The following is a 15,971-nucleotide window of genomic DNA, read 5'->3' on the forward strand; positions in this document are numbered from 1 at the left end:
CTACTACGACGAATACATGCCCTATGAGCGGGTGGACAAGGACATGTCCATGATGAAGTCCGCCGGCATCACCACCATTCGTATCGCCGAATCCACCTGGAGCACCCTGGAGCCCCAGCCCGGCGTATTCGACTTCAGCCATGTGGACCGGGTGCTGGAAGCGGCTGGACGCTTCGGCATTCAGGTCATCGTGGGCACGCCCACCTATGCCGTCCCCGCCTGGCTGGTCGCCATGCATCCGGATGTTCTGGCGGACACCCCCAAGGGCCACAACCGGTATGGCGCTCGTCAGATCATGGACATTGTCAATCCTTCCTACCGGTACTATGGCGAGCGCGTCATCCGCAGGCTGATAAGCCATGTGGCGGACAACCCCCAGGTGATCGGCTACCAGGTCGACAACGAGACCAAGTACTACGACTGCGTATCGCCCGACATGCAGCGCCTCTTCGTCAAGGATCTGCGACGGCGCTTTGACAATGATCTGGACCGTCTCAATGCTGCCTTTGGCCTGGACTACTGGTCCAACAGGATCGACTCCTGGGAGGACTTTCCCGATCTGACCGGGACCATCAATGCATCCCTGGGGTCGGCCTTCGATCGCTTCCGCCGAAGCCAGGTCAGCCGCTACCTGGCTTGGCAGGCTGGCATCGTGCGCGAATATGCCCGCGACGACCAGTTCGTCACCCACAACTTCGATTTCGACTGGGGCCCGGGCTGGTCATATGGCGTCCAACCAGCCGTCGATCACTTCGAGGCGGCCGAATGCCTGGACGTGGCCGGTGTGGACATCTACCACCCCACTGAGGATGACCTGACCGGCAAGGAGATCGCCTTCGGCGGGGACATGACCCGCAGTCTGAAAGGTGGCGCCAACTACCTGGTCCTGGAAACCGAGGCCCAGGGGCAGAATGGCTGGTTGCCCTACCCGGGCCAGCTGCGGCTGCAGGCATACAGCCATCTGGCATCGGGTGCTGACGGAGTCATGTATTGGCACTGGCATTCCATCCACAACTCCTTCGAGACCTACTGGAAGGGGCTGCTTTCACAGGATATGGAACCCAACCCCACCTATGAGGAGGCCGGCCAGTTCGGCAGGCAGATAGCGCAGAAGGGTGTGGGGGAGCACCTGGTCAACCTTCAAAAGCGCAACAAGGTCGCCATCATGGTGGGCAACGACTCCCTGACCGCCCTGGACTGGTTCTCCCTGGAGACCGGCTTCCCCCGTCAGCAGGGGCAGATCTCCTACAATGATGTGGTCAGACGGGTCTACGATGCCCTCTTCGAACTCAACATCGAGTGCGACTTCATCAGCGACAAGGCTGACCGGTCCCAGCTGGGCCGCTATGCCATGGTCCTGGTTCCTGCCCTTTACAGCAGCAATGAGGATACGCTGAAGGCCCTGGCTGATTATGTCCGTCAGGGAGGTCACCTGGTGGCCACGCTGCGCTCCTTCGTGGCGGACGAGAACCTCAAGGTCTGGCATGACAAGGCTCCCCACCTGCTGACCGACGTGTTCGGCATCGACTACAACCAGTTCACTCGTCCCGGCAAGGGTCTGACCCTGGATCTGCACGGGTCCGACCAGGCCGGACTGGCCTGCCAGGGACTGATTGAGCTGCTGAATCCGAGACCAGGCACTCAGGTCCTGGCCTCTTATGACCACCCGGTCTGGAAGCGGTACGCAGCCGTGACCCGTCATGATTACGGCCAAGGCAGCGCGGAGTGGATCGGCACCCTGCCGTCGGATCAGGGCATGCAGATGTTGCTTTCGGATGCGGCGGATGCGGCTGGCTTGAACGGTCCCGCCCGGGACTTGGCTGGTCTGGTCACCGTGCGGGAGGGCATCAATTCCCTGGCAGAGCAGGTTGCCTACCTGCTCAATTATTCCTCCAAGGAGGTCAGGCTCGACGCACCCTATGAGGGGCATTTGCTGGTTGCTGACGGACAGGCCGATCCTCAGGCGCATGTGGACCAGGGCCAGTCCATGACCATAGGACCCTGGGACCTGGCAATCATTGTTCGATAGACCGGCTTCGGGCTGACCGGACTAAATATATGAGTGGATTAGTGCTCCGAAAGAAAGGAAGGTGCCCAGATGGCATCAAGAAAGTTGACGGAGGACCTGCCCTACCGCAATCCCGACCTAAGCGTGGATGAGCGAGTGGCCGACCTGGTGGGCCGGATGACCCCTGAGGAGAAGGTGGGCCAGATGATGCAGCTTGATGCCCGCTCGGGAGTGGACAAGGAGGTGGTGGATCAGCACGCCGGGTCCCTGCTGCATGTCTCTCCGCAGAACATGATCAAGGCTGACAAGGCCGTTCATCGCACCCGTCTGGGCATTCCCCTGCTGATTGGTGACGACTGCATCCATGGCCATTCCTTCTTCCGCGGGGCCACCATCTTTCCCGAGCAGCTGGGCATGGCAGCCTCCTTCGACCCTGAATTGGTCCAGCGGATGGGGCGGGCCACAGCCCAGGAGGTCGCCACAACAGGCGTCCACTGGACCTTCTCTCCGGTGCTTTGCATAGCCAGGGACACCCGCTGGGGCCGGGTGGATGAGACCTTCGGCGAGGACCCCTTCCTGATCGGCGAGATGGCCTCGGCCATGGTGCGCGGCTATCAGGGCGGATCAGCCATGACCGGAACCCTGCCCAAGGACGCTGTGCTGGCCACGGCCAAGCACTTCGCCGGCTACTCCGAGACCCAGGGCGGGCGCGACGCCTCCGAGGCCGACCTTTCGCACCGCAAGCTGCTCTCCTGGTTCCTGCCGCCTTTCGAGCGGCTGGCCAAGGAGGGTGTGGCCACCTTCATGCTGGGCTACGAGTCCATCGACGGGGTACCGGTCACCATCAACAACTGGCTGCTCAACGATGTGCTTCGTGGACAGTGGGGTTACCAGGGCACCCTGATCACCGACTGGGACAACGTGGGCAGGATGGTCTGGGAGCAGAAGGTGCAGCCCGACTACACCAGGGCCGCCGCGGCTGCCGTCAAGGCCGGCAACGACCTGATCATGACCACGCCCGGCTTCTACCAGGGGGCCTTGGATGCGCTGGATGCCGGGTTGCTGCACGAGGAGGACCTTGACCGGGCGGTCAAGCACATCCTGGCCCTGAAATTCCGCATGGGGCTCTTCGAGGATCCGCGTCTGCCCGACCCCGAGGCCCAGAAAGCGATCATTAACTCACCGGAGCACCAGGAGCTCAACCTCCAGGTGGCCCAGGAGTCGGTAGTTCTTTTGAAGAACGACGGAATCCTGCCCCTGTTCGGCGGGGTTGATGCCGATGGCCGCCCCGGTGATGATTCAGTGCACAGCATCGCCCTGGTGGGTCCGCTGATGGACGATGCCCAGAACCAGCTGGGGGACTGGGCCGGCGGTTCGGGTCAGTGCGACTGGATCAAGGACCAGCCTCGGGAGATGATCTCGACCGTGGCCGACGGTCTGCGCCAGGAGCTGCCTGAAAACTGGCAGCTCAACTGCGAGCAGGGCGTCGACGTGCTTCGTCTGGTCGACGACCCGGCGGGCAAACTCTTCCCCGACGGCCAGCCCAGGCCCAAGGTGGCGGCCCCGGCCAGGATCGATCAGGGCCGCTTCGACAGGGCCCTAGACCTGGCCAGGCAAAGCGACCTGGTGGTGGCCGTGGTAGGCGACGTGGTCCAGCTGGTGGGCGAGGGCCGTTCGACTGCCACCCTGGAACTCTATGGTCCTCAGCGCGATCTGCTGGATGCCTTGGCGCAGACGGGCAAGCCCATGGTCATCGTGCTCATGTCCTCCAAGCCGTTGATCCTGCCCCCGTCCGCACAGTCGGCCAGGGCTCTGATTTGGCAGCCCGACCCGGGCATGCAGGGCGGTCGTGCCCTGGCCAGGATTCTCACCGGCAAGGTTGAACCCACAGGCAGACTGCCCATCACCTTCCCCAGGCATGCCGGGCAGCTCCCGGTCTACTACAACCAGATTCGGGGCCAGCATGGAAACCGCTATGCCGATCTGACCCAGGATCCGGCCTTCGCTTTCGGTCAGGGTATGGGCTACACCACCTTTGCATACGGAAAGCCACAGGTCGATGGACCGGATACGGTTGGACCCGAGGATACGGTCAGAGTGACCGTGGATCTGACCAACACCGGCCAGTGGCCAGGCACCGAGGTGGTTCAGGTCTATATCAGCGACCTGGTGACCTCCGTCAGCTGGGCTGACCGCGAGCTCAAGGCCTTCCAAAGGATTCAGCTGGATCCAGGGCAGACCCGGAAGGTGGCCTTCGATCTGCCGGTGTCCGAGTGGACCCTGGTCGATGCCGACTGCAACCGCAGGGTCGAGCCTGGTAAGTTCCAGGTGCTGGTGGGTTCCTCCTCGCGCAGGGAAGACCTGCAGGCTGTGATGGTGACCGTGGGTTGACCACTGTCCGGTAGCGGAACTCCTCGCGTGTTGGTTGCCCAGGGCCTTCGCCCGCTCCTAACATGACAGCATGAGCAAAAGCGTAGGCGCTGGGTATGCGCACCTGTTGACGGTCCCCAATCCGCGGCATGTGGCCAGCCTGGTCGACTACTTCTCTCGCGGGTCAAAGCCGCGGTCCCAGTGGCGGTTCGGCATCGAGATTGAGCATCTGCCGGTCCGCAACGATGGGTCCGATGCCCCGGTTCCCTATGAGGGGGAGCGGGGTATCGAGGCCCTGCTGTCTGCATTGGAGCCCTGCTACGACGGCGATAAGGAATACCGGGAGGACGGTCACCTGGTCGGGCTGAGTAGACCGGGCTGCGTGGTCTCTCTGGAGCCCGGGAGCCAGGTGGAGTGCTCCTTAGGCGTGGTCCGGGACAGCCGAGAATTCGAGGATCTCTACCGTCGCTTCCGTGCCGAGGTCGATCCCATTGCTGAGCGTCTGGGGTTCCGGCTGGTTGAGTACGGGTACCGTCCGGCTGGGTCCTACGCGGATGTGGGGGTCAATCCCAAGGAACGCTATGCGGTCATGAACACTTACCTGGGTCGCATCGGCCAGTGCGGACCCATGATGATGCGCAGCACCGCCTCCACCCAAATCAGCATCGACTACCAGGACGAGGACGATGCCATCGCCAAGATCCGTCTGGGCACGGTCATCGGGCCCATTTTGGCCTACTTCTTCCGCAACACTCCAATTTTCGAGGGCAAGCCCAACCGCATGCCCCTGCGGCGCCAGCGCATCTGGGACTGGCTCGACACCCAGCGCACAGGTCTGATTCCTGGGCTGTTCGAGGACGGCTTCGGCTGGGAGGACTATGCCGTGGATATGCTATCCACCCCGCTCATGGTGGCCGACGTCTCCCATACTCCGGAGGTGGAGGGGCCGCAGGGGCAGCAGGTCTTCATCGCCTGGCATGAGAACGCCGGGGAGATCTATCCTGACCGCCGTCTCAACGATGCTGAGATAGCGCACATCCTGACCACGCACTTCAATGATGTCCGTCTGAAGAATTACATCGAGCTCAGGCACTGGGATTCCCTGCCCATGGAACGTGCCAGCCGACTTCTTGAGGTCGTCGGTGGCATCTTCTATGACTCGGATCGATTCGCCAAACTGGTCGGACTTTTGGACGGGGTGAGCGAGGAGGATGTGCTTGCAGCCAAGGCCGACCTGCAGGTCCGTGGCGGCCAGGCCAGCCCCTATGGTCGCTCCCTGGACTTCTGGCGGCAGGCGCTAGGTGCAGAGGACACTCTGGATGAGCTGCCGGGTGATCCTCGTCATCCCGATCGCTTTCAATCCTGACGACTGTTCGTTATGCGAACGGGCGAGAACGGTTTCCTGAGGATGGTATAATCTGGTCACCAATGGGCCTTGATCCGTCATCAGCGGGGAGCCCTCGGAAGAACAGGATTGCTCGCGGCAGTCCTCAGTAGAACCGACGGGTGGGCCCGCATAGCCCAGATCAAGCGGTCCGGCGTGGGTCATTGGCCGGGCAAGCGAGGTGGTACCGCGGTGGGCCCCATGGGTCCCTCGTCCTCGACATGGCGATATGAACGACCAGCGAGGAGTGTGAACGGTGAATCAGACCACTGATACCTCAGGTGCGAAGAATCGGGACGGCGAAGTCTATCCCAAGGCGGTGGTGGACCCGGCTCTGGCCAAGGTGACACCCAATCCCTCCTTCCCCCACATGGAGGAGCGCGTTCTGGACTATTGGGATCAGGACGACACCTTCAACAAGTCGGTGGATCGCCGCCCGTCCGGCGATCACGCCGACAACGAGTTCGTCTTCTTCGACGGTCCGCCCTTCGCCAACGGCCTGCCCCACTACGGGCACCTGCTGACCGGCTACGTCAAGGATGTCATTCCCCGCTACCAGACCATGAAGGGACACAAGGTCAACCGGGTCTTCGGCTGGGACACCCACGGTCTGCCTGCCGAGCTGGAGGCTCAGCGCGAGCTGGGCATCGACAGCGTGGATCAGATCGAGCAGATGGGCATCGAGAAGTTCAATGACGCCTGCCGCGCCTCGGTGCTCAAGTACACCAGTGAGTGGAAGGACTACGTCCACCGCCAGGCCCGCTGGGTGGACTTCGACCACGGCTACAAGACCCTGAATGTCTCCTACATGGAGTCGGTCATGTGGGCCTTCAAGACCCTCTACGAGAAGGGTCTGGCCTACGAGGGCTACCGGGTGCTGCCCTACTGCTGGAAGGACCAGACACCGCTGTCCAACCACGAGCTGCGCATGGATGCCGATGTCTACCAGGACCGGCAGGACACCACCGTCTCCGTGGCCGTCAAGCTCAGGGATGAGGACGCCTATGCGGTCTTCTGGACCACCACCCCCTGGACCGTCCCCACCAACCTGGCCATCGTGGTCGGCGCCGACATCGAGTACTCGGAGGTCAGCCCGGTGTCCGGGCCCTTCGCCGGCAAGCGCTTCTATATCGCCACGGCCCGCCTGGGAGACTACGCCAAGCAGCTGGGGGAGGACTACCAGGTGGTCCGCACCCTCCAGGGGTCCCAGATGGAGGGCTGGCGGTACTGGCCGGTCTTCCCCTACTTCGCCGGCGAGCAGGCCGAATCCGAGGGTGGCACCCCTGGCCCCAACGCCTATACCATCTACACGGCCGACTACGTCGACACTGTGGAGGGCACCGGCCTGGTCCACCAGGCTCCCTATGGCGAGGATGATATGAACACCCTGAACGCCAAGGGGATCCGCAGCGTGGACGTGCTCGATGCCGGGGCCGTCTTCACCGAGCAGTGCCCTGACTACCAGGGCCTGCAGGCCTTCGACGCCAACATGCCCATCGTGCGCAACCTGCGCGCAGGCGATGGCCCCCTGGCACAGATCCCAGCCGAGCATCGGGCTCTCCTTTTCCAGGAGAAGAGCTACGTCCACTCCTACCCCCACTGCTGGCGTTGTGGCACCCCGCTGATCTACAAGCCGGTCTCCAGCTGGTTTGTCTCCGTGACCAAGATCAAGGACCGTCTGCTGGAACTCAACCAGCAGATCAACTGGATCCCCGGAAACGTCAAGGACGGCCAGTTCGGCAAGTGGCTGGCCAACGCCCGTGACTGGTCCATCTCCCGCAACAGGTTCTGGGGCTCACCCATCCCGGTCTGGGTCTCGGACGATCCCAAGTACCCCCGGGTGGATGTCTACGGGTCCCTGGATGAGCTCAAGAAGGACTTCGGCCGTTACCCAACCGATGACAAGGGACAGATCAACATGCATCGGCCCTGGATCGACCAACTGACCAGGCCCAACCCGGACGACCCGACCGGCAAGTCCACCATGCACAGGATCACCGATGTGCTGGACTGCTGGTTCGAGTCGGGATCCATGCCCTTCGCCCAGTTCCACTATCCCTTCGAGAACAAGCAGTACTTCGAGGACAGGGATCCCTGTGATTTTGTGGTGGAGTACATCGGCCAGACCCGCGGCTGGTTCTACACCATGCACATCATGTCCACGGCCCTCTTCGACAGGCCGGCCTTCAAGAACGTGATCTGCCACGGCATCGTCCTGGGCTCCGACGGCCAGAAGATGAGCAAGCACTTGCGCAACTATCCGGATGTGAACGAGGTCTTCGACAAGTACGGATCCGATGCCATGCGCTGGTTCCTGATGAGCTCTTCCATCCTGCGCGGCGGCAACCTGGTTGTCACCGCTGATGGCATCCGCGACACGGTCCGTCAGGTCATGCTGCCGGTCTGGAGCTCCTACTACTTCTACACGCTCTATGCCAACGCGGCCAACAAGGGCGCCGGCTACCAGGCCCAGGCACTGACACCGGACCGTGTGGCCGACCTGCCGGAGATGGACCGCTTCCTGTTGGCACGGGCGCGTCGGCTGATTCAGTCGGTGCAGAAGGCCCTGGACGACTTCGCCATCTCGGATGCCTGCGATGCGGTGACCGACTTCATCGACGTGTTGACCAACTGGTACATCCGCAACAACCGCGACCGCTTCTGGGGCGAGGACCACCAGGCCTTCGACACCCTCTACACGGTCCTGGAGGCCTTCGCCCGCGTTTTGGCCCCCCTGGCACCCATGGAGGCCGAGCAGATCTGGCGTGGTCTGACCGGCGGCGAATCGGTCCACCTGGCCGATTGGCCCTTCCTGGCCGATGAGGCCACCGGGCGGGAGACTGAATTGGGACAGGTCCTGCGCGACGATCCTGCCCTGGTAGCCGCCATGGAGAAGGTCCGCGAGGTGGTTTCGGCCACCCTGGCCCTGCGCAAGGCCGAGCAGATCCGTGTCCGCCAGCCCCTGTCCCGGTTGACCGTGGTGGTCCGTGACCCCGATGCGGCCCGGCCCTACGTGGATGTGCTCAAGTCCGAGCTCAACATCAAGGATGTGGAGTTCTGCACCCTGGACCAGGCCGGCCAGCACGGCCTGCGAATCATCCACGATCTCAAGGTCAATGCTCGAGCGGCCGGACCCCGACTGGGCAAGCAGGTCCAGTTCGTCATCCGGGCCTCCAAGCAGGGCGACTGGTCAGAGCAGGATGGCCATGTGGTCGTCACTACACCCGACGGACCGGTGGCCCTGGAACCAGGCGAATACGAGCTGGACAACCGGATCGAGCAGGAGGATGGCTCCCAGGCCGACCGGTCGGCCTCCGCAGCCCTGCCCACCGGCGGCTTCGTCATCCTCGACACCCAGCTGGACGACGACCTCCTGGCCGAGGGCTATGCCAGGGATCTGATCCGCCAGGTTCAGGATGCCCGAAAGACCGCCGGTCTGGACATCGCCGACCGGATTCGGTTGACCCTGACCCTGCCTGCTGAGGATGCCCCCAAGGCCCAGCAGTTCAACGACCTGATCGCCCACGAGACATTGGCCACCAGCATGACCGTCAATGTCGGCGATGTGGATCAGTCGCAGGTCGACCTGGTCAAGGCCTGACCCGTAGTCGCATAAAAGGGCTCCCATCCTGTATTGGACGGAAGCCCTTTTCATTCGATCTGTCTGCTGGGAAGGCCGATTGCGTCAAAATCGGCCCTGCTGCTGGCAACGAAGCTTGCAGATCAGCCCTTGACCTTGTCGCTGACCTGATCCAGGGTCTGCATATCCTGGTCGCTCAGTTCCAGATGGGCAGCAGCAAGCAGGGCCGGCAGCTGCTCAGGGGTGCGTGCAGAGGCGATTGGGGCCGCAATCCCAGGCCTGTGGTTGAGCCAGGCCAGGGCGACGGTGGCCAGTTCGACCCCGTGGGCCTTGGCGATGCCGTCCATGGCGGCGACCACGTCCAGTCCCTCCTGGGTAAAGAAGTCCTTGACCATGCCCTCGCGCTTCTTCCCCTTGAGGTCGTCCATGGTCCGGTACTTGCCCGTCAGGAAGCCCGAAGCCAGCGAGAAGTAGGGGAAGACCGCCAGATCCTCGTCCTTGGCGACCTGCATGAGGCCACCCTCATAGTCCTTGCGGTAGACCAGGTTGTACTGGGGCTCCAGGGCCACCGGCAGGGTCAGACCCTCCTTGCGTGCAATGCTGAACCATTCACGGATCCGGTCCGGGGTGTAGTTGGACACTCCGATGGCCCGGACCTTGCCCTCCTTGACCAGCTTGTCGAAGGCTGCCGCAGTCTCCTCCAAGGGGGTGGAGCTGTCGTCGAAGTGGGCGTAGTAGAGGTCAATCACGTCCAGGCCCAGCCTGAGCAGGGATGCGTCGGCGGCGGCCTCTATGTTCTTGGCCGAAAGACCGGAGTACTGGGGGTGCTGGCTGACCTTGGTGGCCACCAGAACCTTGTTGCGGTTGCCGTTCTTGGCCAGCCAGCGGCCCAGGACGATCTCAGACTCGCCGCCGGAGTGGCCGGGGGCCCATGCCGAGTAGACGTCAGCTGTATCGATCAGGTTGCCTCCGGCTTCCGTGTAGGCGTCCAGGACCCGGTCAGACTCGGATTCGTCGCTCGTCCATCCGAAGGTGTTGCCTCCCAGGACCAGGGGGAAGATATCGGCGTCAATGTCGCGTAGCTTTGCCATGTTCATCCTTTCAGTCTGAAGTCTTGTTACGCCGAGTCTATTACCGCTTTATCGTCAGAGGGGATTAATCCAGTCGGGTTCATCATGTATAAAGGATGGGAAAGGCTGGAATGGTGCGGTTTGTAGGTCCGGCATCCAAAGGTTTTAAGCTCGAAGGAGAACGCTTATGAGTTTGGGCATTGTCATTCTGGTCGTTGTGCTGGTCATCTTCCTCCTGGGAATCTTCGTGGTGCCTCAGCAAAAGGCATATGTCATCGAGCGCTTCGGCAAGTACCAGCGGGTGGCCCTGGCGGGCATTCATGTCAAGATTCCCCTAGTGGACCGGGTGGCGACCAAAACCAACCTGCGGGTCAACCAGCTGAACGTCAAGCTGGAGACCAAGACCAAGGACAACGTCTTCGTCACGGTTGAGGTCTCTGCACAGTTCCGTGTGGAGGCAGCCAACGTGGCTACGGCCTACTACGAGCTGGGCGATCCGGAGGGCCAGCTGCGCTCCTACATGGAGGACGCCCTCAGGTCGGCCATTCCGGCCCTGAGCCTGGATGATGCCTTCGCTCGCAAGGACGATATCGCCTCCGACGTGCAGCAGACTGTAGGCCAGGAGATGCAGCGTTTCGGTTTCTCGGTCATCAAGACCCTGGTCACTGCTATCGATCCCTCCAACGAGGTCAAGCAGGCAATGGACTCCATCAATGCGGCCCAGCGTGAGAAGGAGGCCACTAGGGAGCGTGCCGAGGCGCGTCGGATCGAGATCGAGACCCAGGCCAGGGCTGATGCGGAGAAGACCAGGATGCAGGGCGAGGGCCAGGCCAACTACCGGCGGGAGATCGCCAACGGTATTGTGGACCAGATCAACAGTCTGCGGGCCGTGGGCATGGATATCGACGCTGTCAACAATGTGGTGCTTTTCAACCAGTATCTTGATGTGATGCGTTCGCTGGCCGAGTCCGGCAATGCCAAGACCCTGGTTCTGCCTGCGTCGACCCCCGGCGGGTACAACGACCTCTTCAACCAGATGACCGCTGCATTGATGACCGCCCAGAGCAGCCAGGAGAGTCAAGAGAGTGTGGATCCCCGAGACGGCCGTGGGGAGGTACGGACAGAGGGCGGGACCGAGGCACCGTCTCTCTAAGGTCTCATGGAGGAGCCGAAGAAAATCTGCCCTTTACGTGGCAGGCCCGGCGGAGGCGGATTTCAGCTCTTCAGGAAGTCGGCTATGGCCTCGGCAGCCCGATAGCCCTTGTCGTACATGGCGTTGAGTCCCTTGAGTGACTTGCTCAGCGTGGTCAGCCCGCATAGACTATCCGGGGCCAGGATGAGTACCTGGCCCTTCTTCTCGGCTTGTTTGGCTATGGCCACCTCGTCGTTGTAGGTGCGATAGCGCTCCATCAGGCGCTCGGCGGCCGCCGGATAGGTCCTGGCCAGGATTCGGGCCGGCAGGACATCCTTCTTCTGCTCGCGCAGAATATCCCTCTGGCGTGTCAGGACCAGGACGATGCGTTCATAGCCCTCGTCCATGGCCTTGCGGACCGGGACTGGATCGGCGATGCCACCGTCCAGATAGGGCACGCCATCGATCATGTAGGGCTTATTGGCTACTGGCACAGTGGACGAGGCCTTGAGGACGTCATAGTTGTCCTGGGCCAGGTCCGACTTGTCGAAGTAAGCGGTCGATCCGTCACTAGCCTTGCAGGCCACAATGGTGAACAGGGCAGGATTGGCCTTTAAAGCAGGATAGTCCAGTGGGCATTCCCCATCATGAGCCGACAGTTTGCCATAGACATAGTCCAGGTCGACGAAGGTGTGCTTGGTCAGGAAGTTGCTCACACTCGCGTACTCCTTGCGGGATGAGTAGACGGTGTAGAAGCGGTAGCAGCGTCTGAGCTGGCCCGACAGGAATGAGGCCAGATTGGCGCTTCCGGCTGAGACCCCGTAACAGTGATCGAAGGTGATGCCCTGCTCCATGCAGCGGTCGAAGACGCCGGCGCCGAAGATGGACCGGTAGCCGCCGCCTACGTCGATGACGGCTGTTCTTTTGCGTGCCATGGGCACCTCGATTCCTGACAAATTTCGCGCTTGATGACAGCTTATGCGTGAACGTTGGACAAGCTGTTCAGGGGCGGCAAGAGGCTAGAAGCCGCTTGGACAGATCCAGCATGGCTGGTGAGGAATCAGAGTTGGCGATCTCTACTCTGCCGGGGCCAGGGCCCGGGTTGAGGGCATCGGCTTGGGCCAGCAGATCCTTGAGGTGGCGGGCTGTTCCCGGGTTGCCGTCGATCAGCGCCAGGTTCGGCGGGCAGATGTGGGCGATGGACTGGCGGAAGAAGACGAAGTGGGTGCAGCCCAGAACCAAGGCATCCAAACTCTGCAGATCATAGGGGTCCAAATAACGGTGCAGGGTGGCATCGACCAGGGTTTGATCCTTTAACTTGTCAGACTCCACAATGGTCACCAGGTCTGGGCAGGGCTGGGTCAGGATGGTGTGCTTGTCGGAGAATCGTGCCATCAGGCGCGAGAACTTGGCCTCCTTCAGGGTCAGCGGGGTGGCCGTGACCAGAACTCGCTGAGGCCGGCCTCCGCCTCGTGTGCAGGCCAGTTTCAGCGCCGGCTCCATGCCGATGACAGGGACCGGGTAACGTCGGCGCATCTGATCCACGCAGACGCTGGTGGCGGTGTTGCAGGCGATGACCAAGGCCTTGACGCCCTGGTCCATGAACCGGTCGCCGATGACCTGGCAGCGCCGGGTGATCTGGGCCGGCTCCTTGGTGCCGTAAGGGGCGTAGGCAGAATCACCGAAGTAGAGCAGATTTTCTTGGGGCAGGAGGCTCTGGATGGCCGCGGTGACGCTCAGACCGCCCAGCCCGGAGTCAAAGATCCCGATCGGTGCATCTGATGCCATGTGATCCGCTCCTTCCGCAGCCGAAAAACCAGCCTAGCCTGTCGCCGAAGGGCCGTACGCTACAAGCATGAGTATTCCCCGGACTGTTTACAAAATGCAAGCCACCGGCAACGATTTCGTGGTCTACGCCGATCCACGGGGGGATCTGGAGCCCACGGCCGACCAGGTGAGATGGCTGTGTGACCGGCATTTCGGGGTCGGAGCCGACGGGGTCATCCGGCTGACCCACCCGGCTGATGTCAGCGATCTGAGCCAGGAGCAGGTGGATACCTGCGACCATTTCGGCTGCCAGTGGTTCATGGATTATCGCAATGCGGACGGTTCCTTGGCTCAGATGTGCGGCAACGGGACGCGGGCCGTCACCCTCTTTGCCCAGAAGCAGGGGCTGACGCCGACCATGGAGGGCTCATCCTTCCTGCTGGGGACCCGGGCCGGGGTCAAGCGGATCGTCTCGCGCAGTCCTATGCAATGCGAGGGCGAGCATGTGTTCAAGGTCAAGGTCGGATCCTGGCGGATGGGCCCAGTGGGGCAACAGCTGGTCGACGGCGGAGCCCTGTCAGGCTCGGCTCCCGGCACCTTGGTGGATATGGGAAATCCCCATGCAGTCGTTATGAACTCAGTCGCTGCCGAACCAGAGGCCGATGGGTTGCCCGAGACTATGACTGACCTGCTGGCCAGGACTGATCTGCCTGGCCTGGGTGATCTGGACCTGTCGGTCCCGCCGCGGGTCAGGCCTGGGCTGGATGAAGGGCAGAATGTGGAATTCCTGCGTCTGGATGCCCTGGATGCTGAGAATGGCAGCGGTCGGGCCACCATGAGGGTATATGAGCGTGGCGTCGGCGAGACTCTGTCCTGCGGGACCGGTCTGTGCGCCAGCGGTGTGCTGCTGCGGGCCCTGACTGGAATCGATCACTGGACCATTCAGGTGGGTGGAGGCCGTCTGCAGGTGGACGTGGACCCGCAGGATGTATGGCTGACAGGACCGGCCAGAATGGTGGCCCGTCTGACCCTGGAGAATGTTCCCGGCTGCTGATCAGCCGAAGAGGGCGGATCCTTCCACAGCCAGAACGATGGTTGCCAGGGCGACCAGCCAGATCAGGTCGACCATCAGGTCGAAGTGCCGCTGGTAATAGGTCTGTAGCCATTCTGGCCGCTTGCGAGGCAGCCCCTGCTGGATGACCGTGGCATGGCTGAAGGCCATGAATTGCAGGCTGGTCGCGAAGGTCATGACCAGGCACCAGGGGCAGAGGGCGTGGATGACGAAGAGCGACTGGGTGAACAGCCAGAGCGCATAGGCCAGGGCGGCAAGGGAGGCCAGCCAGGTCCCTGCCGCCAGCAGTGTGGGCATCTTGATACGGCACAGGCCCACTACGGCCAGCGTCAGGAATACAGATTCTGCTATCAACCCCAGAAAGGCATTGGGGACCGGCAGGGTGCCCAGGCGAATCAGCTCGGCCTGGGGCGACTGGGCCACGGCTGAGCAGGAGACCACCGAGTTGATGTCACAGCTGAGCTGGCCCTGGGGATGACGTGCCAGCTGAAGTGTTTCCGCTGACAGGACCAGGCTGGCATAGAGGGTTGCAAGTGAGGCCAGGGCGGCAATCAGATAGCTTGAAGTGGCTGAAGAGGTCGGTTCACTCATGGGGTCCATCACCTCGGTGGTCGGGAGGGTTCTCTGAGACGGGAACGCGTTCACGAGTTTAGGATGGAGGCATGACGCATGAGGATACTGTCACGGCCTCCGGCTGGGATCTGCACTGCCACACCGTGTTCTCCGACGGCACCGTGACGCCGCGGGGGATGGTCGAGCAGGCGCAACAGCTGGGTCTGGAAGGTCTGGCCATCACCGACCATGACACCAATGCGGGCTGGGATGAGGCCCGTCAGGCGGCCCAGGACCTGGGAATGCCTCTGCTGCCGGGTACTGAGATCACTGCGCAGGATGGCCGTGTCTCGGTTCACATGCTGGCCTATCTCTACGATCCCGAGGATTCGGTCATCACCGGACTCTTCGCCAAGACCAGGGAGGCCAGGCTGACCAGAACCAGGACCATGGTCGAGCGGATATCCCGGGATTATCCGATTACCTGGCAGGATGTGCTGGACCAGGTCAAGGAGGGGTCGAAGACCACGGTGGGTCGTCCGCATATCGCCGATGCCCTGGTCAAGGCCGGTGTCTATGCCGACCGGAGCCAGGCCTTTGCCGGGGTCTGTTCCTCCGGAAGCGCTTACTACCTGCCTACGCCATCGCCGACCACCCATCAGGTGCTGGCAGCGGTCAACCATGCGGGCGGAGTCCTGGTCATCGCCCACCCCGGTGCGGTCAACCGTAATCCCGTTCTACTCTCCGATCAGCAGATCGCCGCGCTGGCCAGGGAGGGGCTGGGCGGTCTGGAGGTCTGGCACAGGGACAATCCGCCTGAGCAACGCCGACGGCTCCTGGCCCTTGCCCAACGCTGGGGGCTGCTGGTGACTGGAGGATCGGACTGGCACGGCCGAGGCAAGCCCAATCAGATGGGGGAGAACAGCACCACTGATGAGGTGGTAGCGCGAATAGTGGATAGGGCCCGGGGGAGCCGTCCGGTGGCCTGGAGGGGTTAGCGGATACGAATCGGGGGCGGTCGGACCACCAAGGACCC

At 62.4% G+C, this 15,971-nt stretch carries 11 protein-coding genes; 7 read left to right on the forward strand and 4 right to left on the reverse strand.

Annotated elements, in window-relative coordinates; translation table 11 throughout:
* Positions 1–16: 16 nt before the first annotated feature.
* The 4 genes from P272_RS0101850 to ileS all read left to right on the forward strand — a co-directional run bounded on the left by P272_RS0101850 (position 17) and on the right by ileS (position 9,363).
* Positions 17–2,029 (forward strand): beta-galactosidase, encoded by a 2,013-nt coding sequence (locus tag P272_RS0101850; protein ID WP_441293851.1) that lies wholly within the window; start codon positions 17–19, stop codon positions 2,027–2,029.
* Positions 2,030–2,098: 69 nt separating this feature from the next.
* Positions 2,099–4,399, forward strand: a complete 2,301-nt coding sequence (locus P272_RS0101855; protein ID WP_029677872.1) for a glycoside hydrolase family 3 N-terminal domain-containing protein — start codon at positions 2,099–2,101, stop codon at positions 4,397–4,399.
* 70 nt (positions 4,400–4,469) lie between these two features.
* Positions 4,470–5,744 carry a glutamate-cysteine ligase family protein gene (locus P272_RS0101860; protein ID WP_029677873.1) on the forward strand — a complete coding sequence of 425 codons (1,275 nt, stop codon included), beginning with the start codon at positions 4,470–4,472 and terminating at the stop codon, positions 5,742–5,744.
* A 274-nt stretch (positions 5,745–6,018) separates the two neighbouring features.
* Positions 6,019–9,363: a mupirocin-resistant isoleucine--tRNA ligase gene (gene ileS, locus P272_RS0101865; protein ID WP_044097640.1), complete on the forward strand. Its 3,345-nt coding sequence runs from the start codon at positions 6,019–6,021 to the stop codon at positions 9,361–9,363.
* A gap of 122 nt (positions 9,364–9,485) precedes the next feature.
* Here ileS and P272_RS0101870 read toward each other — a convergent pair whose 3' ends face one another.
* Positions 9,486–10,433, reverse strand: coding sequence for an aldo/keto reductase (locus P272_RS0101870; protein WP_029677875.1), 948 nt, complete (start codon positions 10,431–10,433; stop codon positions 9,486–9,488).
* A gap of 166 nt (positions 10,434–10,599) precedes the next feature.
* Here P272_RS0101870 and P272_RS0101875 point away from each other — a divergent pair, with 166 nt between their 5' ends.
* Positions 10,600–11,565 carry an SPFH domain-containing protein gene (locus P272_RS0101875; RefSeq protein ID WP_044097641.1) on the forward strand — a complete coding sequence of 322 codons (966 nt, stop codon included), beginning with the start codon at positions 10,600–10,602 and terminating at the stop codon, positions 11,563–11,565.
* 62 nt (positions 11,566–11,627) lie between these two features.
* Here the strand turns inward: P272_RS0101875 and P272_RS0101880 are convergent, their stop codons facing one another.
* Positions 11,628–12,479, reverse strand: coding sequence for a patatin-like phospholipase family protein (locus P272_RS0101880; protein WP_029677877.1), 852 nt, complete (start codon positions 12,477–12,479; stop codon positions 11,628–11,630).
* 67 nt (positions 12,480–12,546) lie between these two features.
* Complete coding sequence (murI, locus tag P272_RS0101885; protein ID WP_029677878.1) at positions 12,547–13,332, reverse strand: glutamate racemase; 786 nt, start codon at positions 13,330–13,332, stop codon at positions 12,547–12,549.
* Between the two features lie 67 nt (positions 13,333–13,399).
* Between murI and dapF the strand changes: the two genes are divergently transcribed.
* Positions 13,400–14,365, forward strand: coding sequence for a diaminopimelate epimerase (gene dapF, locus P272_RS0101890; protein WP_029677879.1), 966 nt, complete (start codon positions 13,400–13,402; stop codon positions 14,363–14,365).
* On the opposite strand, the gene P272_RS0101895 is transcribed toward dapF, so the two are convergent.
* A complete protein-coding gene (locus P272_RS0101895; protein WP_029677880.1) occupies positions 14,366–14,974 on the reverse strand; it encodes a vitamin K epoxide reductase family protein in 609 nt (202 codons plus the stop codon).
* Between the two features lie 71 nt (positions 14,975–15,045).
* Between P272_RS0101895 and P272_RS0101900 the strand changes: the two genes are divergently transcribed.
* Positions 15,046–15,933: a PHP domain-containing protein gene (locus P272_RS0101900; RefSeq protein ID WP_029677881.1), complete on the forward strand. Its 888-nt coding sequence runs from the start codon at positions 15,046–15,048 to the stop codon at positions 15,931–15,933.
* Positions 15,934–15,971 lie beyond the last annotated feature (38 nt).

Source organism: Bifidobacterium sp. 7101, assembly GCF_000499285.1.
In the GTDB taxonomy this organism is placed as follows: Bacteria; Actinomycetota; Actinomycetes; order Actinomycetales; family Bifidobacteriaceae; genus Bombiscardovia; species Bombiscardovia apis_A.